The 26,559-nt window shown below is 67.0% G+C and carries 21 protein-coding genes; 11 read left to right on the top strand and 10 right to left on the bottom strand.

Going from position 1 to position 26,559, the window contains the following annotated elements:
- Nucleotide 1: 1 nt before the first annotated feature.
- The 7 genes from eccCa to AWC27_RS20855 all read right to left on the bottom strand — a co-directional run bounded on the left by eccCa (nucleotide 2) and on the right by AWC27_RS20855 (nucleotide 12,691).
- Entirely contained in the window at nucleotides 2-3,997 is a 3,996-nt protein-coding gene (gene eccCa / locus AWC27_RS20885) for a type VII secretion protein EccCa (RefSeq protein WP_085672234.1), read from the bottom strand.
- Nucleotides 3,994-5,577, bottom strand: a complete 1,584-nt coding sequence (gene eccB / locus AWC27_RS20880) for a type VII secretion protein EccB (RefSeq protein WP_085672233.1) — start codon at nucleotides 5,575-5,577, stop codon at nucleotides 3,994-3,996. Before eccB ends, eccCa begins: the two co-directional genes overlap by 4 nt.
- The gene (gene eccA / locus AWC27_RS20875) at nucleotides 5,574-7,445 is read right to left on the bottom strand and encodes a type VII secretion AAA-ATPase EccA (RefSeq protein ID WP_085672253.1); all 1,872 of its coding nucleotides are present in this window, start codon (nucleotides 7,443-7,445) and stop codon (nucleotides 5,574-5,576) included. The genes eccB and eccA overlap by 4 nt, the downstream gene beginning before the upstream one ends.
- A gap of 171 nt (nucleotides 7,446-7,616) precedes the next feature.
- The gene (locus tag AWC27_RS20870; RefSeq protein WP_085672232.1) at nucleotides 7,617-9,098 is read right to left on the bottom strand and encodes a PPE family protein; all 1,482 of its coding nucleotides are present in this window, start codon (nucleotides 9,096-9,098) and stop codon (nucleotides 7,617-7,619) included.
- 119 nt (nucleotides 9,099-9,217) lie between these two features.
- Nucleotides 9,218-10,123, bottom strand: coding sequence for a class I SAM-dependent methyltransferase (locus tag AWC27_RS20865; protein ID WP_085672231.1), 906 nt, complete (start codon nucleotides 10,121-10,123; stop codon nucleotides 9,218-9,220).
- An 18-nt stretch (nucleotides 10,124-10,141) separates the two neighbouring features.
- Nucleotides 10,142-11,698 carry a PPE family protein gene (locus tag AWC27_RS20860; protein WP_085672230.1) on the bottom strand — a complete coding sequence of 519 codons (1,557 nt, stop codon included), beginning with the start codon at nucleotides 11,696-11,698 and terminating at the stop codon, nucleotides 10,142-10,144.
- Nucleotides 11,699-11,782: 84 nt separating this feature from the next.
- Complete coding sequence (locus tag AWC27_RS20855) at nucleotides 11,783-12,691, bottom strand: oxygenase MpaB family protein (RefSeq protein ID WP_085672229.1); 909 nt, start codon at nucleotides 12,689-12,691, stop codon at nucleotides 11,783-11,785.
- A gap of 102 nt (nucleotides 12,692-12,793) precedes the next feature.
- On the opposite strand from AWC27_RS20855, the gene AWC27_RS20850 reads away from it, so the two are divergent.
- Nucleotides 12,794-13,447: a TetR family transcriptional regulator gene (locus AWC27_RS20850; RefSeq protein WP_085672252.1), complete on the top strand. Its 654-nt coding sequence runs from the start codon at nucleotides 12,794-12,796 to the stop codon at nucleotides 13,445-13,447.
- A gap of 19 nt (nucleotides 13,448-13,466) precedes the next feature.
- Entirely contained in the window at nucleotides 13,467-14,087 is a 621-nt protein-coding gene (locus AWC27_RS20845) for a hypothetical protein (RefSeq protein WP_085672228.1), read from the top strand.
- Here AWC27_RS20845 and AWC27_RS20840 read toward each other — a convergent pair.
- Both AWC27_RS20840 and AWC27_RS20835 read right to left on the bottom strand, forming a co-directional pair.
- Entirely contained in the window at nucleotides 14,075-14,632 is a 558-nt protein-coding gene (locus tag AWC27_RS20840) for a hypothetical protein (protein ID WP_085672227.1), read from the bottom strand. The genes AWC27_RS20845 and AWC27_RS20840 overlap by 13 nt on opposite strands.
- 14 nt (nucleotides 14,633-14,646) lie before the next feature.
- Complete coding sequence (locus AWC27_RS20835) at nucleotides 14,647-15,228, bottom strand: VOC family protein (RefSeq protein WP_085672251.1); 582 nt, start codon at nucleotides 15,226-15,228, stop codon at nucleotides 14,647-14,649.
- A 100-nt stretch (nucleotides 15,229-15,328) separates the two neighbouring features.
- On the opposite strand from AWC27_RS20835, the gene AWC27_RS20830 reads away from it, so the two are divergent.
- The 4 genes from AWC27_RS20830 to AWC27_RS20815 are packed head-to-tail and all read left to right on the top strand — an operon-like array spanning nucleotide 15,329 to nucleotide 20,177.
- Nucleotides 15,329-15,946, top strand: coding sequence for a TetR/AcrR family transcriptional regulator (locus AWC27_RS20830; RefSeq protein ID WP_139837128.1), 618 nt, complete (start codon nucleotides 15,329-15,331; stop codon nucleotides 15,944-15,946).
- Nucleotides 15,943-17,007: an alpha/beta hydrolase gene (locus tag AWC27_RS20825; RefSeq protein ID WP_085672225.1), complete on the top strand. Its 1,065-nt coding sequence runs from the start codon at nucleotides 15,943-15,945 to the stop codon at nucleotides 17,005-17,007. The genes AWC27_RS20830 and AWC27_RS20825 overlap by 4 nt, the downstream gene beginning before the upstream one ends.
- Nucleotides 16,998-17,954, top strand: coding sequence for a 2-hydroxyacid dehydrogenase (locus AWC27_RS20820; RefSeq protein ID WP_372516890.1), 957 nt, complete (start codon nucleotides 16,998-17,000; stop codon nucleotides 17,952-17,954). The genes AWC27_RS20825 and AWC27_RS20820 overlap by 10 nt, the downstream gene beginning before the upstream one ends.
- A 39-nt stretch (nucleotides 17,955-17,993) precedes the next feature.
- The gene (locus AWC27_RS20815; protein ID WP_085672223.1) at nucleotides 17,994-20,177 is read left to right on the top strand and encodes an acyl-CoA dehydrogenase family protein; all 2,184 of its coding nucleotides are present in this window, start codon (nucleotides 17,994-17,996) and stop codon (nucleotides 20,175-20,177) included.
- Here the strand turns inward: AWC27_RS20815 and fadD2 are convergent.
- A complete protein-coding gene (gene fadD2 / locus AWC27_RS20810) occupies nucleotides 20,174-21,850 on the bottom strand; it encodes a long-chain-fatty-acid--CoA ligase FadD2 (protein WP_085672222.1) in 1,677 nt (558 codons plus the stop codon). The two genes, AWC27_RS20815 and fadD2, sit on opposite strands and share 4 nt — an antisense overlap.
- 67 nt (nucleotides 21,851-21,917) lie before the next feature.
- Between fadD2 and ligD the strand changes: the two genes are divergently transcribed.
- The 5 genes from ligD (at nucleotide 21,918) to aac(2')-Ic (ending at nucleotide 26,367) form a co-directional block, all read left to right on the top strand.
- The gene (gene ligD / locus AWC27_RS20805) at nucleotides 21,918-23,153 is read left to right on the top strand and encodes a non-homologous end-joining DNA ligase (protein WP_085672221.1); all 1,236 of its coding nucleotides are present in this window, start codon (nucleotides 21,918-21,920) and stop codon (nucleotides 23,151-23,153) included.
- 32 nt (nucleotides 23,154-23,185) lie between these two features.
- On the top strand, nucleotides 23,186-24,166 hold the full coding sequence (locus AWC27_RS20800) for an ABC transporter substrate-binding protein (protein ID WP_085672220.1): 981 nt from the start codon (nucleotides 23,186-23,188) through the stop codon (nucleotides 24,164-24,166).
- A gap of 79 nt (nucleotides 24,167-24,245) precedes the next feature.
- Complete coding sequence (locus tag AWC27_RS20795; RefSeq protein ID WP_085672219.1) at nucleotides 24,246-24,908, top strand: 5-oxoprolinase subunit B family protein; 663 nt, start codon at nucleotides 24,246-24,248, stop codon at nucleotides 24,906-24,908.
- Between the two features lie 22 nt (nucleotides 24,909-24,930).
- Nucleotides 24,931-25,800, top strand: a complete 870-nt coding sequence (locus tag AWC27_RS20790) for a 5-oxoprolinase/urea amidolyase family protein (protein ID WP_085672218.1) — start codon at nucleotides 24,931-24,933, stop codon at nucleotides 25,798-25,800.
- Nucleotides 25,801-25,821: 21 nt separating this feature from the next.
- Nucleotides 25,822-26,367, top strand: coding sequence for an aminoglycoside N-acetyltransferase AAC(2')-Ic (gene aac(2')-Ic / locus AWC27_RS20785; protein ID WP_085672217.1), 546 nt, complete (start codon nucleotides 25,822-25,824; stop codon nucleotides 26,365-26,367).
- Nucleotides 26,368-26,559: the final 192 nt, after the last annotated feature.

Here is a 26,559-nt window from a genome sequence, read left to right as displayed (position 1 = left end):
ACTAGCTTCCCTCCTGTTGCGTTTCACCAGATATCGCGGCCGCACCGACCAACGGGTTGACCAACTGCACGTACGTGGGGCTGTCGCTGTCACCCAATAACATCGCCCGGCCCGCGGGCAGCCGGCCGAACCGCTGACCACGGATCTTGCCGCTATCGGCCGGATTGCCGGCCAGCATCAGCGTCGTTGCCTGAAGGTCGTTGAAGCGCCGCAGCAACGGGTTCGTCATCAACCCGTGCGCCGAGCCGGACGCACGCGCCGTCACGATCACCCGCAGGCCCAAATCGGCGGCCTGGGAAAGCAGGCCCAGCAGCGGAGTCCACGGGCGTTGCCCGACGTACGGCCCGCTCATCGCCGCGGCATCCGGGATTTGGTCGACGTCATCGATGATCAGGTAATGGGTGTGGCCCTCATAGGACCAGCGCGCCAGCTCCGCGGGCGACAAGCCCGCCGGCGGCCGCCGCGACTCGATGAGGTTGGACAGGCCGATCATTGCCGGAATGATCCGGTCGATGTTGGCGGTGTACTCGTTGTCGGGGAACAACGGCTCATCGACCAGATGCAGCCGGCGATCGAACACCGTGAATGCCACCTGGTCTGCGGTGGAATGTTCGCGAATCGTGCGGATGAGGTGGCGCAGCAGAGTGGTCTTTCCTGACTTGCTGTCCCCGAACACCATCAGCAGCGGGTTCTCGGCGAAGTCGAGCACCACCGGCGCCAGGTCTTCCTCGCGCTGGCCAATGACCACTTGTCCCGGTCCGCGGTACAGCTTGCCCACCTCTTCGGTTGCCAGGTTGGTGGGCAGCAGTCGTACCGGTGGAGCCGTCAGACCGGGGTAGCGGGCATTGATCGCGGCGATTTGAGTCAGCTCGGGAGCCGCGAACAGGAAATGCTCTGCGGCCATGGTCAATCCGCGACCCGGCTGGTCGTGCGGGACGGCCTCGGCCGGGCGGCGCAGCGCGCCCACGACCCGCACGTTGCTGTCGCGGGCGTCGTGCAGCCTGAGTTCGAGGCGCAGCCCAAGCCCGTCGCGCATGGCCAGCGGCACCTCCAGCCAGCTGGGGGTGGTGATGATCACGTGGATGCCGTATGCCAGGCCGACGTTGACAAGTTCAGTCACCTTGGCCAGCAACGGATTACGCGTGTTGAACTGGTCGGTGTTGTCGCGTCCGAAAGCGTACAGGTTGTCGATGACGAGGAACACTTCACCGAAACCGTCGTCGCCGGGAGCAGAGCCGTTCCCGTTGCCGTTGCCGTTCGCGGACCGGTCGCGGAATGCTTCCCGCCGCTGCCTGGACAGCAGCAGCTGCTCCAGCTCGCCGAAGGTGCGCCGGATGCGTTCGGGTTCCAGCGCCGAGGCCACACTGCCGACATGCGCCAGGTTCTCCAGTGCGCGCAGTTGCCCACCGCCGTAGTCCAGGCAGTAGAAACTGACCTCGTGCGGCGAGTGCAGGGCCGCAGCCGACAGGATGAAGGTTTGCAGCGCAGTCGATTTACCGGATTTGGGACCGCCGTGGATCACCATGTTTCCGGCCGCGGACCGCGCGTCGAACACCAGCGGGTCGCGCCGCATCTCGAAGGGCTTGTCGATCTCACCAAGTGGCCAGCGCCACTTTCCGCCCGGCACGCCGGCCCGCGCCAGCACCGAGGTCAGCGGAATGGATTCGTCCAGCGGCGGCAGCCACAGTTGCGGCGCGCGTGGCCCGTAGCTCGCCAATTGCTCGCCGATGGTCGCGATCAGCTTGCGCGGCGGGCCCATCGGCGCTTCCTCGTCCGCCCCCGAGATGACGGTGCCCGGATCGGGCTCCACCGCACCGGCACTGAACAACTTGGGTTCCGGACTGGATTGCACCACAAGAGCTTTCACCTGCTGCGGGGGTTCGTAGATGCCGTCTACGTAGGTGCTGCGGAACTTGATCGGCGTCGCGCCGGGTGCGGGCACCAGGAAGCCCACGCCCTTGTGCTCCTTGCCGGCCTCGATGTGGTAGGCATCCTCCACACCGATGATCTGGCGAGAAACACTGGCGCTGGCCACCTTCAAACCGATCCGGTAGGAGGTGTTCTTATCGATGTCCTTGATCTTGCCGACGTCCAGCGTCTGCGACGCGAACAAGATGTGGATGCGGAACGAGCGGCCCTTGCGGGCCACGTAGTCGAACAGCTCCGCGTATTCCGGATGATCGGCCAGCATCAGGGTGAACTCGTCCGCAACCACGAAAAGCGTTGGGATCGGCGGCAACTCATGTCCGGCAGCGACAGCGCTCTCGTATTCGGTCACCGAGTTGAACGCGCTGCCCTGCACGCGGCGGCCCGCCTCGCGCAGCAGCACCTCACGCCGGGCCACCTCACCACGCAGCGTGTCGGCGAACCGGTCGGCCAGCGACTTCTTCTCGGCCATGTTCGAGATCACCGCGACTACCTGGGGGAAGTGCCGGAAGCTGTCGGCCCCGGCCTCACCCTTGAAGTCGGCGTAGATGACGATCAGCCGGTCGGCGGAGTGAGTGGTCAACAGCGCCAATAGAATCGACATCAGGGTCTGCGACTTGCCCGAGCCGGTCATACCGATCATCAGGCCGTGCGGACCCATCCCGCCCTCGGCTTCGTCTTTGAGATCGAAGAACAGCGGTTCGCCGGTGGCGGTGACGCCGATCGGGACGCGCAACTCCTCGTCGCGACCGCGCGGTGCCCATAGCGCGGGAACATCCAATTGCGAGGCATCCGAAATGCCGAGCAGCGTAGTGAAACTCGCGCCGCGGGTGGCCGCCGAGCGCAGCCCGGCGTGGGTGGGGTTGGAGTCCCACCGCGACAACCGCCGGGCCAGATGGGCAGCCTCCTGCGCGCCGAATTGGTCGGCGGCCTCGATGAAGGGCGCCCAGCCGCCGGTCTGCCAGCGCTGGATGGCGCCACCGCCGACGCGCAGGATCGGCTTTTCCGGGTCCGAGTACTGCTCGCGATGCGGCTGGGTGGCGCAGATGTGTAGCACTGTGACCCCCGCGCGGCCCACCGCCAGTGCCGAGGCGGCCAGATCATAGTCGGGGTCGTCGACGACGATCAGCAAGTGCCGCAACGCATCTGCCCGGGTACCGGTGAAGGCGGGACGGTCCACGAGTGCCGGGCCAAGCCGCACGACCAGCTCGTCGGGATCGGTGGACAGGTAGCGGGCCGGGCCGACGCCGTCGACCTGCCCGGGAATGTCCACGTGCGGCAGCCACTTCAGCCAGGACCAGTCGGGGCATTCCAGATCACGGGTGGCCAGCGCCACCCCGAGTACGGTCGGGTCGTGCCAGGTCACCGCCTGGGCGATCCATGCGCGCAACGCGCCACGCACGTCAGCCCCGTCCCCGGTGACAGTGATCCGCGAAACCTTGGTCAGGTCGATGCCAGTCGGCACGTCGCGCACCGTGCGCTGGGTATCGAGCAAACCGCGTAATGCGCTGTGCGACACCGGCTCCAGGTCGATCTCGTCGGCGATGTCGTTGACCCGCAACGCGATCGCCAACGGCGCACAGTCGCGCCCGGCTCGCACCACCAGGAAGTCGGGGTCGTGCGGATCGCGCTCCCATTGCCGGCGCGAACCAGGCACCGCTGCCAGCGCAGCCGGCTCGGGATGCGACCACTGCGCGGCCGCGCGCTGTTCGGCTGCCGCAGCCCGAATGTTGTCCCGGATCACCGACAGGTAGCGCAGATAGTCGGCGCGCTCTGCGTCGACCTCCTCGGTGCGCATCTTGTTGTCATTACCGCGGTACAGCGCGGTGGCCGCCAACAACAGCACGAACGGGAAGAACAGCGTCTGCGGGGAGATCACCCGCATCCCGGTGGCGACCAGGGCGACGATCATGCCGACGATCAGGATGCCGATCATGTAGGGCAACGCCCGGCGCAGCAGCGACGGGGGAATCACCCGGGGCAGCTCGGGCGGCGCCTCGATGGCGATGGTGCCCTTGCGAGTGCTCGGCGGCGCCAGCCGTCGGCGCGCCTCGAAGATCAGTCGGCTCATCGGGGCTCCCCCTCTGCCGCCGCGGGGCGGCCGGGCTTGGTGTCGGGTGGCAGGCCGTCGTGCGCGAGCAGCGCGTCGGTGCGCGACAGCGTCGGCCCGGGTGCGAACAACGACAGTACGGACCACGGTATCGAGAGCGCAGGTGCTTGCAGGCCAAGGGCCTCAACGGTTTTGCGCCCGGCTTCGCCTTCGGTGTCGATGCCGAAGCGCACGCCGGTATCGGAGACCCAGAACAGTGACCCGGTGGCCGGTGCGGCCGCGCCGCCACCCACGGTCTGGGTGAAATACCCCGTGCCGGGCGGCAGCGCGACACGGGTGGCCACTCCCGGCGCCACGCCGCCGACCAGCTCGACGGTGCGCACCGCCTCGGCCACCGGCAGCGCCGAGCCGGACAACAAGGTCAACGAGCTGGTGGCCGCCCCGGCCGGCTTGCTCCAGAAGGCACAGGCAACCGGGCTGCGGGCCGCATCGACGAGGCTGACCTGCTGGGCCGGGTAGCGCGTGGTGTCCAGCAACCGAGAGACGGGCAGCTTGGCCACCTCGTCGGCGCCCAGGCGCGGCGGCTGTTGCAGGCCATAGGAATTGGTGTTGCGCAGGATCGCGGCCAGCACCGGCGAGATCGGTTGCAGGCCGTCGGGTGCGACCGCGTAGTAGCTGTCGGGTGGAGTCTTGTCCAGCGAGTACGCGGTGACGACCGCCCCGATCGGCGCCGGCACGGCGAAGTTCGCCGGGGTGCCGGCATTGGGGATCATCGGAGCGGTCAGCGCCGGCGCCTCGGGTATCGCGTTGAACAGCCCAAGGGCGATGGGCCGCGGCGCCTCGGCGCCCAGCCCGAGAGCACTCGTTACGGCGTGATCGGCCAGGTCGATGCGGCTGCGTTTGCCGTCCCACAGCAACCAGGTGCCGCCGCCGTTGTCGGCCAGGATCGCTTGTCCGGCACCGAGTGTGGCCGCCCGCGGGCCGGTGCTGTCGGGTGCCCCGGCGACCACCGTGACCCCGGTGCTCGCGGCACGCCCACCGGCTCCGCTGACCGCATCGCACACCGTCCAGTCCGCGTCGTGCGAGGTGCTTTGCACCATGCGCTCGGGCGCGCCCGGGATACCGATCAGGTTGCCGCGCGGAAACCGGTCCAGCTCAGTGCTTTTCACCGTCGTCGGGTTGACCGGTTTGCCCGCGATGAGCCGGGCCGAGGTCAGGTTGAGCACCGGGTGCAGCTCGTCGCCCACACGCACATACAAAGCCGCGGTCGAGCGATCGGCGAGCACCGGGTTGGTCCCCGCCTGCCCGTTGGGCCGGATCAGCGAGAACACAAAGCAGCCAACCAGTCCGGTGACCAGCAGCAGCGCGCCCATCAGGATCGCGCGGGACTGGGTGCGCAACGGGTCGACGAGCATCCGGGTGTCGTGCAGCGCGATACCGGAAGCGATGCGCCGCATCACGAACCGCCAGCCGGTCACCTGATGCCGGGTGACGAAACCGCGCCGGTACACCACCTTGTCGGGGTTGTCGTTGGCCGGTGTCCGGGACGCGAATGAGCGCCGCGCTTCGGCCCATTCGCCGGACGGCTCATTGTTGGTCATGCCGGCACCGAGAGTCCCAGACCGCGCAGTAGCGGCTCGACCGATTTGCCCACGTCGGCGGCGGTGATCGTCATCAGTTCCTCGTCGCTGAATTCGCCGGTTCCGGCGTGTTCTGAATGGTCGAGCCGGAATTCACGTTCCTCTTCGGAGCGCTCGACGATGTTGCGCACGAACCGGCCGTTGCCGGCGATGTCCAGGCTGCGCCGCGAGATTCCGTTGGCGTCGGGTGTCGTCGCCGAGGCCAGCTTGGCGAACAACGCCTCCAGATCCTGCAGCGCCGACTCTTCGAAGAAGCTGTCGCGCTGCTCAGCCATCTTGTGCGCGATCTCCACCAGCTCATGCGACGTGTACGACGGGAAGTCGATGCTGCGGGTGAAGCGCGACCGCAAGCCCTCGTTGGTGTCCAGGAACTTGTCCAGATCGGCGCGGTAGCCCGCGATGATCACCACCAGCCGGTCGCGGTCGTTTTCCATCCGCGCCAGCAGCGTGTCGATGGCCACCAGGCCGAAGTCGTTCTTGGCGCCGGTGGCCACCAGGGCGTAGGCCTCGTCGAGGAACAGCACTCCGTCCAGTGCGCTGTCGATGATGGCGTTGGTCTTGGCCTCGGTCTCGCCGATGTGCTGGCCGATCAGATCGGCGCGGTGCACTTCGCGAATGTTCTCCCGCTTCAAAAGCCCTAGGCCGCAATAGATCTTGGCGACGACGCGGGCAATCGTCGTCTTACCGGTTCCCGGGGGGCCGGCGAAGATCAGGTGGTGGGTGCGCTGGGCGACCGCCAGTCCACGCTGCTTGCGCACCAGCTCCATGGCCACCGAGCTCTTCAGCCGCGAGACCTGGTTCTTGACCTCGTCGAGACCGATGAATTCGGCGAGCTGACGCTCGGCTTCGTGTAGCAGCGCGGACTTGCGTTCGTGCGCCGCAGGGTCGATGAAGTCGTCCGCGCTGGGCTCGGTCGCGACATCCCACGGATCGGTACGAGCCTCGATCCGGCCGGCCGTGGTGGTTACGATGCCGAAGCTGGTATCCGAGAGGGCCTGTTCGACCTGTTCGTTCTCCGGATGGGCCGCATACAGGTCCTGCAGCACTTCTGCTGCCGACTCCTCGTCCACGTGGGCACGCAGCACCAGCGCCTTGGCCAGCGCGCCGTCAACCGCCGCAACTGCGACGGGACCGTCGGGTTCCTCGAGATAGGACAGTGCCGGCGCGAACATGCCCAGCCGGGCCAGCGCGGTGCCCAGGGTGATTTTGGCGGCGTGCGTGAAGGCCTCGTCGAGACCGGGATCGTTGACGATCGGGGTGAGCAGCTTGACCACCGTCGACCAGCGCTCGGCCCGGTAGTTGACGACCACGGACAGCCAGCGCGCCTCCCGCCAGCTCGGCCGGCGCGCGGCTATTTCGTTGACCAGGTCGTTGGCCTTGGCATAGTTGCCGACGTCCCGTGTCGACGCCAGCGCGGCGGCGTACGCGAGCCTGAAGTCGTCGGCGTCGGTAGCGCGGAATCGAAGGTAGAGCCCGGTGTCATAGTGAAAGCCCAACGCGCCGGGCGCCAATTCCACCTGACGCTGCAGCAATCCGGCTGTGGCCGAGGTGCGCGCGACGGCTTCCAGGACAGCGACGGACTGGTCGCCGGCGGCGGCCAGTCCGGTCCAGGCGTCGCACTGGTCATGGGCGATGCGGGTGAGCGCGGTGAATCCCGTGCGGGCGGCGGTCAGGTCGGCTGGGCGCTGCCGCTGGTACACCGCGATGCCGAGAGCCCGGCAACAGGTGGCGAACCGGCTGACGACGTCCGAATCGACCTTTCCGTTTACCGGGCCATTGGTCCGGGATGCGAGTGGATGAGCCAGCATGCCGATATCACCGCGTTCCACGCCCTTGCTGTCTCCTGCACTCAAGTTCGTCATAAGCCGATGCCGCCGGAAGTAAGCCTCCCGAAGTTAGCATTCCCTAAGCTAACTGTCGAGGCGACCGAGATCGTGCGATGCCCCACGCAACTCCCCTTCTAGTGGCACTGACCTTGGGTGTTATCCGGATACCGAAGCTTACTGAATATGATTTTCATTATCAAAGGTTCCTGGCAGCATTGGACTGACCGCGCCGCCGCCGAACGCGTCACCGGCCAGAGTGGCAAGTCCCATCGGGTCGGCGGCAGCACCGGACGCCGACGTGCCGGCAAAGCCTAGTACCCCCGCACCACGGTCGGATGCCAGCACCACCACAGGCTGCGGCTCCGAGGCATCGAGACCCAGAAACTCGTGCCGGTAACCACGATCCGGCATCGCCGCGCGACGGCGCCGTCGCGCTCGGCCTTCGGCGCCGGCCGACGCCGCCGCCGCTGCCGGCGTCGCCACCGGATCGGGTTCCGGCGCCTTGCGGGCGGCGCCGGCGGCCATCGCCGAGCCGCTACCGATGCCGGGCCCACCCACTAGATAAGGAAAGGGGGCGGCCGCGACGGCCGCGGTCGGCGGCGGGGCTCCGGCCGCGGGGATGGTGGCGGGCGCACCCGTCGGAGCCGGCGCCGGGGCCGGGGCACCGGCCGGCGCGGCCGCCGCACTGACGACCGGCGAGCTCGCGACGGCGTGCAGGGCGGGCTCGGGGACGTCTGGCGCCGGTGCCGCCGACGCAGGGAGCGCGCCGGGCTGGATTCCGGCCAGTCCGCTCAGCCCCGCCGCACCGCCGAAGAAGCCGAGGTTGGCACTTGGCAGGGCGAGTGCCAGCCCCTGCAACTCCGGAGTGAACGTGTTGATCACCTCACCCAGGTGACCGACCTCGTCGGCCACCAGCAGCGGAATGTGGGCCTCGACCTGCGCGATGGAGCCGGCCGGATCCTGCGGGAAGTTCGCCAGGTCTTGGGCCAGCGTCTGGTACACCTCGGTGACCCGATTCACGTACCAACTCAGCTGGGTCGGGTCACCGCCGTCGTTGTCGACGATTCCGCCGTTGTCCCCGCCCGTGTCGGTCTGGTCGGTGCCGTCGGCGTGGTCGGCATGCGCGGTCTGGATCGGGGGCGCCGGGTCGGTCTGCGGCGCGGGGTCCACCGCGGCGGCCGAGACCGCCTGATAGGTAGTCATCGCGGTGGCCGCCTGGACCCACATGCGCACGTAGTCGGCCTCGTTCAGCGCGATCGGAATGGTGTTGATCCCGAAGAAGTTGCTGGCGACCAAGACCGCATGCGTCGCATGGTTGACCGCCAGTTCGGCCAGGGTCGGCATCGCGGCCAGTGCCGTCGCATAAGCCGCTGCCGCGGTCTCGTGCCGGGCGGCGGCGCTCGCGCTGTTGGCAGTGGCACGGGTCAGCCAGGCCAGGTAGGGCAGATGGGCAGCCACATACCGGGCGGCGGTAGGCCCCTGCCACGCCCCGGCCGGCACGGCCGCCAGGACGCCGCGCAACTCGTCGGCCACGGCCGCATACTCCGCACTCAGCAATCGCCATGCGCCGGCCGCGGCCAACATGCCACCGGGCCCGGACCCGCTGCTCAACTGGGCCGAATGGACCTCGGGGGGTATCGCCATCCAGATCGCCATACCCGTGGCCCTCCTTGCCGGGACGAGCTCAACAAACGACGCACCCGTTAGGAGTCGTCGGAGCTCAGTCCGGGAAAGTTCCGCGCACACGTCAAATTCATGCCGAACTCAACGCAGATTCACGGTTTCGTGGCGCTCACCAGCGTGTTGCGCGCAAACATCGGTGCGGCGTCGGAATCGGGACCGGGTACCGGCCGGTCCAGCTCGCGCAGATAGTCGTTCAATGGCGTACCCAGCGCCGTCCAGCCATGTTCGGTGAACCATTCCGTGGCCGGTGCGCACTGCTCGTTGTAAACCAGTTGAAAGAACTGGCGTCCGTCCCCGGTGGCGGTCGCGGCGCGTTCTTCTTCGACCGCGGCCTGGAACTCGTGGTCGGGCAGCGGGGCGCCATCCTCGACCGCGACGTGGCTGCCGAGGCTGGCCAGTCGGTCGATGCCGACGAATAGCTGCTCCTGGGTAGCGGCCGGCAGATAGATCAGCAGTCCCTCGGCGAGCCACGCCGAGGCACTGTTGGGGTCAAAACCGCTGTCCTGCAATGCTTGTGGCCAATCTTCGCGGAGATCAACCGCGATCTCACGACGCTCGGCACGCGGTTGGACGCCGTGCTGTTCGAGTACCTGGCGTTTGAAATCGAGGACTCGCGGACGATCCAGCTCGAAAACCGTCGTCCCGTCCGGCCACGGAAGCCGGTAGGCGCGCGAGTCCAGCCCTGCAGCCAAGATGACCACCTGACGCGCGCCGGCGTCGGCGGCCCGGCGGAAGTAGGCGTCGAAGTATCTGGTGCGGGCGCCCTGGAAGGTGACGAAAAACTTGCCGAAATCGCCGGTCTTCAAGGCGTGGTCGGGCGCTTTGCCGTCCAGCACGTCGGCCCAGGATCCCCCCACGGCCCGGCAGAACACGTCCGCGTAGGGATCGACCGCTAGCGGCTCGGGCTTCTGCGCCTCCAGCGCTCGCGCCGCCGCCACAAACAGCGCGGTCGATCCGACGCTCGTGGTGATGTCCCAGGTGTCCCCTTCACTGCGCACCCAACCAACCCTACCCAGCTAGCCGGGCGGCGCGACCGGGTCCGGATCCCAGGTGCCCGGAACCATCGGCACCCGTGGACCGGCACCGAATTCAGCTGTGACTGCCGTCAAGCCCGCTGCCGGGGCTGCCGTCGCGTTGTGCACCGTCCCGGCGAATCCCACTGGGCCGGCGCCCCGATCCGAAGCCCGCACGTCGTCGGGGGGGAGGTCGGAATCGGAATCCATGTCGAGGTACTCATCGGCATGGTCGCGCGCCACAATCCGCCGCCGCCGGCGCGCCCGGGCCTGGTCGCGCGCGGCCGCCGCGGCAGCGGCAGCCGCCGAATCGGGTTCTGGCGCTTTCCTTTTGGCGCTCGCGCTGGCGGCCGCGCTCATGCCCGAGCCGAAACCGATACCAGGACCGCCGCCGACCAGAAATGGGAAGCTGAAACCGGCGGCCGCCGGGGGTGCCGACGGCGCCGGCGCCGGGCTGGCCACCGTGCTCGGTGCCGGTGCGGGCGCCGACGGCGAAGCCGGCACCGAAGCCGCGACAGACACCGTGGGAGCCATCCCGGCGACCGGAAGCATGGCCGGTACTGCGGGACCCGGCGGCACGGCGGCCGGGACGACGGGATGGATGCCGGCCAGGCCGGACAGACCCGCGAAGCCGGTCGCTGCTCCCAAGCTCGCGATGGCGGCACCCAGCGCGGCGGCCAGCAATTGTGGGGACTGGCTCAGCGAGGTCGCGATCTGGGCTATGTGTGTCGGCCAATCGAACAGCATGAGTTCGACGATGAATTCGATTGCGCCCACCGGGTTGGTGAACAGCTCTCGGAAGAACGTCTGAAAATCCTGAGTGAGTTCAAGCGCGCGCACGATCCACCAGATCGGCTGGGCCGCGTTGGTGTAGGCGTCGTATGGAAGCCCGTTGACGGTGCCCTCCAGCGGGTCCCAGATCACCCGGCCGCCGGTGATCACCCGCAAGATGTCGGCGATAAGGTAGTCCAGCGCAGTGGGGTCGCCGCCGTGGTCATGGCCGGCGTGATCGTCCGCTTCCTCGGAATGCACAATCTCCGGAGCCGGGGTGCTCGGCTGCCCCGACAGCACAGCCGCCTCGGCGACCGCTTGATACGTCGACATCGTGGTGGCCGCCTGAATCCACATCCGCACGTAGTCAGCCTCGTTGAGGGCGATCGGGATGGTGTTGATCCCGAAGAAGTTGGTCGCGACCAGTACTCCGTGGATGGTGTGATTGGCAGCCAGCTCGACCAGGGTCGGCATGGTCGCCAGCGCGGTCGTATAAGCCGCGGCGACGGTTTCCTGCCGACCGGCCATGTCCGTGCTCATCGCGCTCGCCTGTGTCAGCCAGGCCAGGTAGGGCGCATGAGCGGCGACATATTGATCCGCCGTGGGCCCGTCCCAGGCTCCGCCCTGGACCGCCGCCAGCAGTGTCATGAGTTCGTCTGCGACGGCGGCGTATTCGCCGCTCAGCGCGGACCAGGCCGCCGCGGCGCTCAACACCGATCCCGGCCCTGGGCCGCTGCTTAACAAGGCCGAATGGACCTCAGGCGGCGACCCCATCCACACCGTGGCCATACGAAATCCCCTCCGCCGGACAGCACCGGTTATGGAGGTTACTGAATTTGATAATCGTTTTCAATACGGCCGCCGGGGGCGTCCCTACACCAATGGACGACCCGTCTTCATCCGGCGATCCAGATCCCACAGCATCAGGTTGAACGGGAACTGCCGCACGATCCGCGGCAGCATCCGGTTTACCGCGCCGAACAGGCTCATCAACTGGTCGAAGCGGCGTTGCCGGGCAGCATCCCAGGGCAACCTCATCTCGTCGCGAAACCGCTGCGGCAGAAAGCCGGTGGTGATGAGCAGGTTGAAACTCTCCATCCGCTGCTGCACGGCACGCGGCAGGCGCACGCCCTTTATCCGGGAAACCGCAATGGGATAAAGGAATTCGCGGACGGTTTCGTCGATGTGCACCTTGTCCAGCGACTCCTGCCAGTACCGGTCGAAGGCGGCCCGGTCCGCGGGCCACAGGTCCGGCGGCACCTGCAGGGTGGTTCCGATCGACATGCCCTCGCGGTAGAGGCGGTCGGCGTCCTCCTCGGGTATCTCGCCGACGAAGGTTCGGTAGATGTCGACGCCCCCCTTGTAGATGCAGGCCGCCACCCACAACTGCAGCTCGGGATCAAAAGCGTTATACGACACCGGACTATCGGGCGTGGAGTAGACCTGCGCATGCGCGCGGTTGACGGCGCGGCGAAACGCCACCCTCTGGGCGTCGGTACCGGCGTTGGCCACCGCGATATAGGTGAAAGTGGTGCGCGCCCGCTTGATCGGGTGGCGGTCGATGCGACCGCTTTCGACGCGGCTCTCGGCCACGCCGTGGCCGACGCCGGGGCGCGACAGCTCCATGATCACGTTGGCCGGACCGGCCAGCAGGGCCACTCCCATCAGGCCGTAGTCACTGGCGACACGGCGCCGGCGCCGCGAACGGTGCGGACGGGGCGGATCGGAGATCGGTCGCTCGACATGCGGAAGTGGCGGGCGAACCGTCTGTTGAATTGCCATCGGGTGGCCTCCCAGCACTCGCCCCGAAGATCGCGAGCTAATTGTGAGAACGCTTGTTTCCTGATTTTGGCGGTAACCTACCCTGGTGTCAAGGTGGCCTGGGTGAGTCGCGGCGAGCGGCCGTACCGCGGTGTCGATGCCGCCGAGCGCCTGGCCGGGCGCCGCCGCCGGCTGCTGGCCGCCGGGCTCGACCTACTGGGGTCGGACCAACCAGACCTGTCCGAGCTGACCGTCCGCGGGGTGTGCCACCGGGCCGGGCTGGCTTCCCGCTACTTCTACGAAAGCTTCGTCGATAAGGACGGATTCGTGGCCGGCGTATTCGATTGGGTGGTTGCCGACCTGGCCGCGACCACCCAGGCGGCGGTGGCGGCGGTACCGGCCGACGAGCAGGCGCGCGCCGGGATGGCCAACGTGGTGCGCACCGTCGCCGGTGATGCGCGCATCGGGCGGCTGCTGTTCAGCACCCAGCTGGCCAACGCGGTGGTGATGCGCAAACGAGCCGAGTCCAGCGCCTTGTTCGCCGTGCTCTCTGGCCAGTATGCGGTCGACACGCTGCGGGCTCCGGCAAACGAGCGCGTTAAAGCCGCGGCGCACTTCGCGGTAGGCGGCGTCAGCCAGACCCTGAGCGCCTGGTTGGCCGGCGATGTGCAACTGGAGCCAGAACAACTCGCCGACCACCTGGCATCGCTGCTTGTCGAACTCACCGAGCCAAGCCTGTACCGCACTGGTGACTTCACCGATTCGAAGCAACGGTAGGGGTGCCAGCCTGGAAGTCATGACCAGGACCCGCGCCCTCACATTGGCCGCTTGCGCGCTAGCGCTGATCGCTACCGCCGCCACCGTCGCCGGGTGCGACCGCGATCAGAGCACGCCGACGGCCGAATACGCGGTCTACGCCGAATACGCGCTGACCAACAAGCCGGTGGTGCCCGGCTGGAATACCCGCGTGTTCAATACCCGGGAAGTTCAGGAAGGCCAAAGCATCAGCCTTGACGACAAGACCGGCGTCGTGACGCTGCAGCCGGGTCGCTATCACATCACGGCCAGCTCGATCGTCAACTACTACGACTCCGCAAGCCTGACCACCATCCCGATGAATCCCACCCCGGCGGCCGGCTACGCCCGGCTACGGCGTCTCGAAGACGCCACGCCGCCAAACACCAAACCCACCCCGCACCTGATCAACTCCAGCAATTCGAAGGCACTGTCGGTAGGCACCGGCAGCAACGCCGACGTCATTCCCAGCCTGATGGAGACGTTCCTGAAAGTGGACAACGAAACCAAGCTGGTGGTCGAACACCAGGTCGGCGATCAGGTGAAGGACATTTACCTGCAGGTCAACGGCAACGGATCGATCTGGCACATCAACGCCCGGATCGCGATTCAGCGACTGTAGTCGTAGAAAAGCGGGATCCGCCACAGTCGCGTGTCGGGATCGACCAACAATCGCGCCATGCTGAGTCGCAGCAGCCGAAGAGCACCCCTGATCAGCAGCCAAGCCATGGGTATCTCGATCAGCATCGCCGTGATTACCGACAACCAGGCGTCTTCGGGTCCGGCGGTCAGCAGGTCGAACCACGCGTCGCAGACCAGCAGGACGCCGGTGGTGAACGCGCTGAGCAACAGTAGCCGGCGTCGCCGATACCCGAAATAGGCCGTCGACGCCATGAAAAAGACGAGCAGCAGATCGAAGCCCACCCAGGTCACCGGCCAGTTGTGGGCGACATACTTCTGCGGCAGCGTCATCCCGAGGTAGCCGATCCAGGGGATCAGAATGATGCAGCCGGCCACGATCAGACCCAGCCTGATGCGCCGCTCACGAGCCAGGACCTGTGGATCCTCCAATTCGTGCAGGGGCAGCGCGAGCCGGGCAATCAGCTCGCGGCGCTGCGCTGCGCTGAGCGTAGCGATCTGCGCGTCACTCAAAATGCCCTCGGTCACTGATGTCGGGGGTTCTAGTGGCCGGCAGCCATCGCAGGCCGCCGGTCGGCCGCGGTCTTGGGCACCGCCGGCGTGTCCGCCTCGGTGAATTCCTTTACCCAGCAGGCGAATTCCAGGGTAATGCCGTCAGGATCCTGGAAATAGAAGGAACGTACATACACGCCCGGATGTACCGTCTTCGATACCTGCATGTCGCTCTCGTCATGGTTGAGCACCGGGCCCACCCGCACGCCCTTCTGTTTGAGCCGCTGCCGGTAAGCGTCGAATTTCTCGGCCGGCACATGAAACGCCAAGTGGTTCATGGTGCTCACCGCACTGGTGATGTCCCCGATGCCGGGGATGGCATCCGGCGACGAGACACCCGGCACCCGATCGGGAGCGTCGGCGAACCAGAAGAAGGCGACGCAGTCGCCGTTGCCGGCATCGAAGAAGAAGTGCTGCCCCTGCCCGCCGGGCAGATCGAGCGATTTGACCAGCGGCATGCCCAGGATGTCGCGATAGAAGGTCACAGTGCGCGCCATGTCCGAGCACACCAAAGCGACATGGTTGATTCCGCCGAGCTCGAACTCGGTGTTGGTGTTGTGCGGCTTGATCATTTGCGTCATTTCGTGGCTCCCATCGACCCGGGCGGCACTGGCCAGAATCTAAATCTGAATCTAACATCAGATTCAGATTTCATCCAGGGAGGAAGTGCCAGTGTCGACCGCGCCCGACTTCCCGACGCACCGCGGCCGGCGGACCCAGGCCGCGATCGACGCGGCTGCACGAACGGTTATCGCGCGCAAGGGAATCCTGGCCACCACCATCGCCGACATCGCCGCCGAAGCGGGCCGCTCGTCGGCGTCGTTCTACAACTACTACGACTCCAAAGAGGCGATGGTCCGGCAATGGGCGCGGCGCTTTCGTGACGAGGCCAGCGAGCGGGCACTGTCGGTCACCCACCACGGCCTGTCCAACCGCGAGCGCGCGTACGAGGCGGCAGCGGCTCATTGGCACACCTACCGGCATCGTCTCGCGGAGGTGATCAGCGTGTCGCAGCTGGCCATGGTCAACGAAGACTTCGCCCAGCATTGGGCCGAGATGTGCTCCATCCCAATTACTTTCATCGCCGATACGGTTCGGCGCGCGCAGGCGCAAGGGTACTGCCCCGGTGATGATCCGCAGTTGCTCGCCGAAGCTATCGTGGCGATGTTCAACCAGTTCTGCTACATCCAGCTCAGCGGCTCGGGCGAACCCGACGACCAGGCCTGCGTCCGGACGCTCGCCAACATCTACTACCGCGCCATCTACAGCGAGGAGGATCGCTCGAATTGACCGCTCTCATCAGGGAATTCGTCGGGCTTCCATCGCCGACGGCGCCACGCGCGGGAGCCGGCGGGCATCCGTGTCAGGGGCTGTATCACCGCGCCTCCGGGAGCAAACCGAAAGTGGCGATGATCGCCACGCACTACCAGATCGACTTCTCCGAGCACTACCTCGCCGAGTACATGGCCGTCCGCGGCATCGGATTCCTGGGCTGGAACACCAGGTTTCGCGGTTTCGAAAGCAGCTTCGTACTCGATCACGCACTGATTGACATCGGGGTCGGGGTGAGCTGGCTGCGAGAGACGCAGGGCGTGGAAACGGTGCTGCTGCTCGGCAATTCGGGCGGCGGCTCGCTGATGGCGGCATACCAGTCGCAGGCCGTCGACCCGCTGGCCGGCGACGGTTACGTCGCGACCGCGGCCCATCCGGGGCGCCCCGACGTGCTGACCGCCTGGATGGACGGCGCCGTCGTCGACGAAAACGATCCCGTCGCAACCGATCCCGAACTAGATCTGTTCAATGAGAGCAACGGACCACCGTACGCACCGGAGTTCGTCCGCCGTTACCGTGTCGCGCAGATCGCCCGAAACCACGCCATCACCGACTGGGCCGAGAAGGAACTGAAACGTGTTCGCGCCGCGGGGTTTTCGGACCGTCCGTTTACCGTGCTGCGCACCTGGGCCGATCCGCGCATGGTCGACCCCAGCATAGAGCCGACCAAGCGCGCGCCCAACCAGTGCTACGCGGGTACTCCGGTCAAGGCGAACCGCTCGGCGTACGGCATCGCGGCGGCCACCACCTTGCGCAACTGGCTGGGCATGTGGAGCCTGCGGGTGGCCCAGACCCGGGCCGAGCCGCACCTGGCTCGCATCGACTGCCCGGCTTTGGTGATCAACGCAGAGGCAGACACCGGCGTCTTCCCGTCAGACGCCCAGCGCATCTACGACGCGCTGGCGAGCACCGACAAACAGCGGGCCGCCATCGACACCGACCACTACTTCACCACCCCGGGTGCCCGTGACGAGCAGGCCGACATCATCGCCGAGTGGATCGCCCAGCGGTGGCCGTAACCGTTCTGGCCCACTTCGTCCCCGGCGCCAAAGTTCTCGATTTCCTTGCCGCCGAATCGGATTGGCTCGACGTTCGGTGGTGTGCGGACAGCGACGACGACGCCTTCTACCGGGAGTTGCCCGGCGCGGAGGTGATATGGCACGTGCTACGGCCCTTGTCGGGCGAAGACCTGCGGCGCGGCCGGCGGTTGCGGCTGGTGCACAAGCTGGGCGCCGGGGTGAACACCATCGATGTGGATACGGCCACCGACTGCGGCATCGGGGTCGCCAACATGCCCGGTGCCAATGCCCCGTCGGTGGCCGAGGGCACGGTGCTGCTGATGCTGGCCGCGTTGCGCCGGCTGACCGCACTCGACCGCGCGGTCCGCCACGGCAGCGGCTGGCCGTCGGACCCGGAGCTGGGCGAGAAGGTGCGGGATATCGGCGGCTGCACGGTCGGCCTGGTCGGCTACGGCAGCATCGCCAAACGCGTCGGCGAGATCGTCGCCGCGATGGGAGCCACCGTGCTGCACACCAGCACCCACGACAACGGGCGGCCCGGCTGGCGGCCATTGCCCGAATTGCTCGCGGCGTGCGACATAATTTCACTACACCTGCCGTTGACGCCGGATACCCATCATTTGCTGGGCCGCACAGCACTGGCACGGATGAAACCGGATGCGGTGCTGGTCAACACCTCTCGCGGTGCGGTTGTCGACGAGCAGGCGCTCGTCGACGCGTTGCGCGGCGGGCGGCTGGCCGCGGCGGGACTGGACGTTTTCGAGGTCGAGCCGATCGCACCCGACAACCCGCTGTTGCGCCTGGACAACGTGGTGCTGTCGCCGCATGTCACCTGGTACACCGCCGACACCATGCGGCGGTATCTGACCCAGGCCGTCGACAATTGCCGCCGGCTGCGCGACGGACAGCCGCTGGCCAACCTGGTGAACCAACCGACCGGTTGTTAGCTTGGTTACGAACCCCAAGAGAGCTAGGGAAGGCGACCAATGCCGATCGCGATAACCCCTGAACATCAAGACCTGGCCGATTCGGTGCGGTCCCTGGTGGCGCGGGTAGCGCCGTCCGAGGTGCTGCACGAGGCGATGGAAACCCCGATCGAGAACCCGCCGCCGTACTGGCAGTCCGCGGCCGAACAAGGCCTGCAGGGCGTGCATCTGGCCGAAGCCGTCGGCGGCCAGGGCTTCGGCATCCTCGAGTTGGCCATCGTACTGGCCGAGTTCGGCTATGGGGCCGTCCCCGGGCCGTTCGTGCCCTCGGCGATCGCCAGCGCACTGATCTCTGCGCACGATGCCAAAGCCGCGGTGCTCGCCGAGCTGGCAAGTGGCACCGCCATCGCGGCCTATGCGCTGGACTCGGGGCTGACGGCCACCCGGCACGGGCCGAAGGACGAGGCGCTGGTCATCCGCGGTGAGGCCCGCGCCGTTCCCGCGGCGGCCCAAGCGTCGGTGCTGGTGCTGCCGGTGGCGATCGACAGCGGCGAGGAGTGGGTGGTGCTGCGCGCCGATCAGCTCGAGATCGAGCCGGTGCAAAGCCTGGACCCGCTACGGCCCATCGCGCACGTGCGGGCCAATGCCGTCGAGGTCGGCGACGAGGCCCTGCTGACCAACCTCAGCATGGCCAACGCACGCGCCCTGATGTTCACCCTGCTGTCCGCCGAGGCCATCGGCGTGGCGCGCTGGGCAACCGACACCGCGTCGGCCTACGCGAAGATCCGCGAGCAGTTCGGCCGGCCCATCGGTCAGTTCCAGGCCATCAAGCACAAGTGCGCGGAGATGATCGCCGACACCGAGCGGGCCACCGCCGCGGTGTGGGATGCCGCGCGCGCTTGGGACGAGGAGAGCCCTCACGTCGAGTTCGCCGCCGCGGTGGCCGCGACGCTGGCGCCGGCCGCTGCCCAGCGCTGCACGCAGGACTGCATCCAGGTGCACGGCGGCATCGGCTTCACCTGGGAGCACGACACCAATGTGTACTACCGCCGGGCGCTGATTCTGGCCGCCGGCTTCGGCCGCGCCTCCGAGCACCCGCAGCGCGTGGTCGACACCGCCACGACCAGCGGAATGCGCGCGGTGGATATCGACCTCGACCCCGAAACCGAGAAGCTGCGGGACGAGATCCGCGCCGAGGTCGGCACGCTCAAGGGCATGGACCGCGAGTCACGCAAGGTGGCGATCGCCGAAGGCGGTTGGGGGCTGCCGTATCTGCCCAAGCCGTGGGGCCGGGCGGCCGGACCCGTCGAGCAGATCATCATCGCCCAGGAATTCACCACCGGGCGGGTGAAGCGGCCACAGGTGGGAATCGCGGCGTGGATCATTCCGTCGATCGTGGCGTTCGGCACCGAGGAACAGAAGCAACGGTTGCTGCCACCCACGTTGCGCGGTGAAATGATTTGGTGCCAGCTGTTTTCCGAGCCGGGCGCCGGATCGGATCTGGCCGGGCTAGCCACCAAGGCGACCAAGGTGGACGGCGGCTGGCGCATCACCGGCCAGAAGATCTGGACCACCGCGGCCCAATACGCGCAGTGGGGAGCGCTTTTGGCGCGAACGGACCCGTCAGCGCCTAAGCACAATGGCATCACGTACTTCCTGCTCGACATGAAAAGCCAAGGCGTGCAAGTGAAGCCGCTACGTGAACTCACCGGACACACGTTGTTCAACACCGTCTACATCGATGACGTGTTCGTGCCCGACGACCAGGTGCTGGGCGAGGTGAACCGCGGCTGGGAGGTCAGCCGCAATACCCTTACCGCAGAACGGGTTTCGATCGGCAGCAGCGACGCTAACTTCCTGGCCACCCTGCCGCAGTTCGTGGAGTTCGTGCGCGACGGGCAGTTCGACCAAGTCGCCCATCACCGGGCGGGGCAACTGATCGCCGAAGGACATGCCGCGAAGTTGCTCAACCTGCGCTCGACGCTGCTGACCTTGGCCGGCGGTGACGCGATGCCGTCCGCTGCCATCTCCAAGCTGCTGTCGATGCGCACCGGCCAGGGCTATGCCGAGTTCGCGGTGTCCTCGTTCGGCACCGACGCCGCGATCGGTGACACCGAGCAGTTGCCCGGTGAATGGGGCGAGTACCTGTTGGCCAGCCGCGCCACCACCATCTACGGCGGCACGTCAGAGGTTCAGCTGAACATCATCGCCGAGCGGCTGCTCGGCCTCCCCCGGGACCCTTAGTCCTCGATATCCATCTCGCGCAGCTCGCGCTTGAGGATCTTGCCGGTGGGGTTACGCGGCAGTTCGTCGAGGAAGATGACTTCCCGCGGCACCTTGTAACGGGCCAAGTGGTCACGCACGTAGTGCTTGACTGCGTCTTCATCGAGGTCGGCGCCTTCCTTCTTGACCACGAAGGCGCGCAGCCGGTGTCCCCACTCCTTGTCCTCGACGCCGATCGCGGTGGCTTCCACGACATCGGAGTGTCCGCTGATCAGATCTTCGACTTCGGCCGGGAAGACGTTCTCGCCGCCGGACACGATCATCTCGTCGTCGCGGCCGCTGACGTAGAGCAGGCCGTGCTCGTCGAAGTAACCGACGTCTCCGGACGACATCAGGCCGTCGATGATCTGCTTGTGCCCCCCGCCGGTGTAGCCCTCGAACGGGAAGGCGTTGCCGACGAAGATCCGCCCCACCTCGCCCTGGGGCAGCTCCTTGCCGTTGTCGTCGAGGATCTTGACCTTGACGCCCTTGACCACCGGCCCAACCGTCGCGGCGTTGCGCTCCAGGTCCTTGGGCCCGGCGATGGTGGCGAACGCGATCTCCGTCGAGCCGTACATGTTGTAGATGACGGGACCGAAGTCCTTCATCGCGCGGGTGGCCAGCTCGGCGCCCAGCTGCGACCCGGACACGAAGATGATCTTCAGGCTGGACAGATCGGGCTTCTTGTCCATCTTCTCGATCGCGTCCAACAGCCGCGAGAGCATCACCGGCACTACGACCATGGCGGTCACCTTGTACTTCTCCAGGTCTTCGAGCACCAGCGGCGGCTTGAACTTGCGCCGGAGCACCAGCGTCGAGCCCAGGAACATCGCGATGGTGCCGTGCAGATAGCCCAGCGCGTGGAACATCGGGGCCGGCAAGGAGGTGATCTCGTTGGCCTTGAACGGCACGTGCGAGAGAATGCCGCCAACCGGGGCCAGCGTGGGCGGCGTGCTGCGGTTCGCCCCCTTGGGAGTGCCGGTGGTCCCACTGGTCAGGATGATGATCGACGCGTGCTTGCTGGCCTTGGGGGCGGGTTCGGAGCTGCTGCGCTCGATCAACTCGGCCAGCGTCTCGTCCGTGCTGCCCGACGGCTCGTCGGCGTCCGGGTTGGTACCCAGCGCCCGCAGCTTGCCCAGCTCCGGCTCGGCCTTGCTGACGGCCTTGGTGTACTCGTCGTCGTAAATGATCAGCTTCGCGCCTTCGCGCTCGGACACCTCTTTGATCTGCGGTCCGGAGAATTCGCTGTTGAGCAGGATGATGCGGGCACCGGTTCGGGCGGCGCCGTAGTTGGCGATGAGGAACCAGCGAGTATTGCGGGCCAGGATGGCGACGCCGTCGCCGCCCTTGATCCCCTTCTCTATCAGGCCGTTGGCCACCGCGTGGGCGGCTTCGTCGAGTTCGGCGTAGGTGAACTCGCCCTCTTCGTCGATGCACGCCGCGCGGTCGGGGTGCCGCCGGGCGTTGAGCGAGGGCAGCATGCCGAACTCGCCCCATTTCTGGATATCGGCGGCCATCGCGGCGGTTTTGATCGGCGACTCCAGCCGGAACGCTCCCGCTTCGAAGATCTTGCGCACGTAGTGCAGCTCGGATGCGCCGCGTTCGACGTACTGCTGGATTTTTCCGACCCCGGGGAGATCACTGAGGTTAGGCATAACCTCACAATATGTGACGGCCATCGCAATGCGGCCAGAGAGTCGGCCGGAATTAGCATGGACTTCCATGACCGGCCCGGTGTCAATGGAAGTGGCCGGACGCGAGATCGCCATCACCCACCCGGGCAAGGTGGTCTTCCCCGGCCGAAACATCACCAAGCTCGACCTGATCCGCTACTACCTGTCGGTGTCCGACGGGGCGCTGCGCGGCGTCGCCGGGCGGCCGATGATCCTCAAGCGCTTCGTCAAGGGCATCACCGAAGAGGCGGTGTTTCAGAAGCGCGCGCCGCAGAAGCGCCCGGACTGGGTGGACGTCGCCGAATTGCGTTATGCGTCCGGCACTTCCGCCGCCGAAGCGGTCATCCATGACGCCGCCGGCCTGGCCTGGGCGATCAACCTGGGCTGCGTCGACCTCAATCCGCACGCGGTGCGCGCCGGCGATCTCGATCACCCCGACGAGTTGCGGGTGGACCTCGACCCGATGCCCGGGGTGAGCTGGCAACGCATCGTCGAGGTCGCGCTGGTGGCCCGCGAGGTGCTCGAAGACTACGGGTTGGTCGGGTGGCCGAAGACGTCCGGCTCGAAGGGCTTTCACGTCTATGCACGGATCGCGCCGCACTGGACGTTCAAGCAGGTGCGGCTGGCCGCGCAAACCGTTGCCAGGGAAGTCGAGCGGCGCGCGCCCGAGGCGGCCACCAGCCGCTGGTGGAAGGAAGAACGCGAGGGCGTGTTCGTCGACTTCAACCAGAACGCCAAGGACCGCACGGTGGCCTCGGCCTACTCGGTGCGCGCCACCCCGGATGCCCGGGTGTCCACCCCCTTGCATTGGGATGAGGTCGCCGGCTGCGACCCGGCTGCGTTCACCATCGCCACCGTGCCCGGCCGGTTCGCCGAGCTGGGCGACCCGTGGGCCGGGATGGATGACGCCGTCGGCGAGCTGGACCGACTGCTGATCCTGGCCGAAGAACTGGGCCCGCCGGAAAAGGCGCCAAAGGGCGCCAAAAAGAGCGCAGACGGTAGGCGGGTCTCGTCGATGCCGCTCATCGAGATCGCCCGCACCAAGACCAAGGACGAGGCGATGACCGCGCTGGACACCTGGCGCGCTCGCTATCCCGCCGCGGCCGAGCGGCTGCAGCCGGTCGACGTCCTGGTCGACGGCATGCGCGGACCGAGTTCCATCTGGTACCGGATCCGGATCAATCTGCAGCACGTGCCGGCCGATCAGCGTCCGCCGCAGGAGGAGCTGATCGCGGATTACTCCCCCTGGGAGGGTTATACGCCCAAGCCCCGGCCACGTAACTGACGCTCCGGTAGCCCACGCGATACTCTCTCGCTGTGCATCAGGGCTTGAGTCGGCGGGGATTCCTGCAGCTCGCCGGCGCCACAGGGCTGCTCACGGCGTGCTCGGGATCCAAGCCCGCGGCTGGCAACGCCGGCGGCGGCGCGGTGACGATCACCCATCTGTTCGGACAGACCGTCATCAAGGAACCGCCCAAACGCGTGGTCAGCGCCGGCTACACCGAACAGGACGACTTGCTCGCGCTGGGCGTGGTGCCCATCGCGATCACCAACTGGTTCGGCGACCAGCCGTTCGCGGTTTGGCCATGGGCCCAGCCCAGGCTCGGCCCCGCGCAACCTGTTGTGCTCAACCTGGACAACGGAATTCAGGTAGATCAGATCGCCGGGCTCAAACCCGACCTGATCGTAGCCGTCAACGCCGGACTGGACGCGGACACGTACAAGAAGCTGTCGGCGATCGCACCGACTCTGGCGCAATCCGACGGCGACGCCTTCTTCGAGCCGTGGAAGGACCAGGCCACCGCGATCGGTCAGGCGGTGTTCCAGGCCAACGAGATGAAGTCGCTGATCGACGCAGTAGACAAGCAGTTCACCGACGTCGGCCAGAAGAACGCGCAATGGAAGGGCAAGAAGGCGCTGCTGATGCAGGGCAGGCTCTGGCAGGGCACGGTGGTGGCGACCACGGCGGGCTGGCGCACCGACTTCTTGAATCAGATGGGTCTGGTCATTTCCGACAGCATCAAGCCCTTTGCCACCGACCCCCGCGCGATCATTCCGCGCGAGCACATCAAAGAGGTGCTCGATTCCGCCGACGTGGTGATCTGGACCACCGAGAGCCCCGAGGAGCAGCAGGCGTTGCTGGCCGACCCCGACGTCGCTGCCGCGCAGGCAACCGCGCAGAACCGGCACATTTTCACCACCAAGGAGCAGGCCGGGGCCATCGCCTTCTCGTCGCCGCTGAGCTACCCGGTGATCGCCGATCAACTGCCCCCGTTGATCGGCAAGGTTCTGGGCTAGCTGAGCGTTTGCTAAGGCACCTCTGGCAGTGCTCCAAAATCTCTGGCCGACCCTCTGATCACGGCGCTACCGTCAAAGAATGAGCCTGCCGAACCTCTCCATGGAGTCGGTGACCGACCCACTGGTCTGCCCCATTCTCGACTACGGCGACCAAGCACTGCTGCTGCAATGTGACACCACCGAGAACGTATTGGCGTGGGCGGACGCACTGCGTGCGGCCGCGCTGCCAGGGGTGGTCGACATCGTCCCGGCGTCGCGCACGGTGCTGGTGAAACTCGACGCACCCCAACACCAGGGCGCCACCCGGCAGCGGATACGCAAGTTGCCGGTCGCCCTGGACGCCGACGCGGGTGCCGGGCCCGCCGACGAGATCGTGATCGACGTCGTCTACGACGGCCCCGATCTGGCCGAGGTCGCCGGCCATACCGGGCTGACCACCGCCCAGGTCATCAACGCCCACACCAGCGCCCCGTGGCGGGTGGGATTCGCCGGGTTCGCCCCCGGCTTCGCCTACTTGATCGGCGGCGATCCACAGCTACGGGTACCGCGCCGGGCCGAACCGCGCACGGCGGTGCCCGCCGGTTCGGTCGCCCTGGCCGGCGAATTCACGTCGATCTACCCGCGCCAATCGCCCGGCGGGTGGCAGGTCATCGGCCACACCGACGCTGTCCTGTGGGATATCCACCGGCCCGATCCGGCGCTGCTCACGCAGGGCACGTGGGTACGGTTCCGGGCGGGGTGAGCCGAATAGGAAGGAGGTTCCCGTGACAACTCTGGAAATCCTGCGCAGCGGACCACTGGCCGTCATTCAGGACCTGGGCCGGGCGGGATTGGCACACCTTGGCGTCGGCCAATCCGGGGCCGCCGACCGCCGCGCTCACACGCTGGCCAATCGGCTGGTCGCCAACCCCGATGACCGGGCCACCGTCGAAGTTACGTTCGGCGGCTTCTCGGCCCTGGTCCGCGGCGGCGACGTCGACATCGCGGTGACGGGCGCCGACGCCGACCCCACCGTCAACGGAAAACTGTTCGGCACCAACAGCATTCACCATGTTCGTAACGGCCAGGTGATCTCGCTGGGCACTCCGCGCGCAGGACTGCGCACCTACCTGGCGGTACGCGGCGGCATCTGCATCGAGCCGGTGCTGGGATCGCGCAGCTACGACGTGCTGTCGGCGATAGGTCCGGCACCGTTGCGGGCCGGCGACGTACTGCCGGTGGGCGAACACACCGACGACTACCCCGAACTCGACCAGGCGCCGGTGGCCGCCATCGAGGAACATCTGGTGGAACTGCAGGTGATGCCGGGGCCGCGGGACGACTGGCTGGACGATCCGGACGCGTTGGTACACACGATCTGGATGGCTTCCAACCGCAGCGACCGGGTGGGAATGCGGCTGGAAGGACGTCCGCTGCAGCACCGCTGGCCGGATCGGCAGCTGCCCAGTGAGGGAGCCACCCGTGGCGCGATCCAGGTACCGCCCAACGGGTTGCCGGTGATCCTGGGTCCCGATCACCCGATCACCGGCGGATACCCCGTCGCCGGCGTGGTGGTCGATGCGGACATCGACAAAGTCGCCCAGGTGCGGCCTGGTCAATACGTACGGATGCACTGGGCGCGCCCGCGCGCCTAGCTTCCTGGTAGACACGAAACCGTGCACGCCCAGGTACACACGGCTCGCCTGGTCCATACCGCCGATCTCGACAACGAGACGCGGCAGCGGATTCATGAAATGGTCGTCGAGGCCTTCGCCGGTGATTTCGCCGATACGGACTGGGAACACACGCTGGGCGGCATGCATGCCGTGATCTGGCACCACGGCGCGATCATCGCGCATGCTGCGGTGGTGCAACGCCGGCTGATCTATCGCGGCAACGCGCTTCGCTGCGGTTACGTGGAAGGCGTTGCGGTGCGCGAAGATTGGCGCGGCCAGGGGCTGGTGCGGGCGCTGCTGGACGGCGTCGAGCAAGTGATGCGCGGGGCCTACCAGCTGGGTGCCCTGAGTTCGTCGGACCGCGCGCGGCGGCTGTACGCCTCGCGCGGGTGGCTGCCCTGGCTCGGCCCGACCTCGGTGCTGGCGCCGACCGGACCAATACGCACGCCCGACGATGACGGCACGGTGTTCGTGCTGCCGGTCGACATCGAACTGGATACCTCGGCTGAGCTGATGTGCGATTGGCGTGCCGGCGACGTCTGGTAATCAGCCAGCTAACAGACAACTCTGATTCAACTTTCAGCCGATATCGGCCCGATTGAGTTGACGGTCTTCCACCATGGGTGTGAGCATCAATCGAGCGGGGAGGTCTGTTCAGCGTTTGGTGTCTGCCCGGCCAGCATAGTGGCCGGCGTCACATCGGTTCGGACACAACTAAGTCCACCAGCAACGTCCACG

Source organism: Mycobacterium szulgai, from assembly GCF_002116635.1.
Classification (GTDB): domain Bacteria; phylum Actinomycetota; class Actinomycetes; order Mycobacteriales; family Mycobacteriaceae; genus Mycobacterium; species Mycobacterium szulgai.
This window is presented reverse-complemented; position numbering and strand designations above follow the sequence as displayed.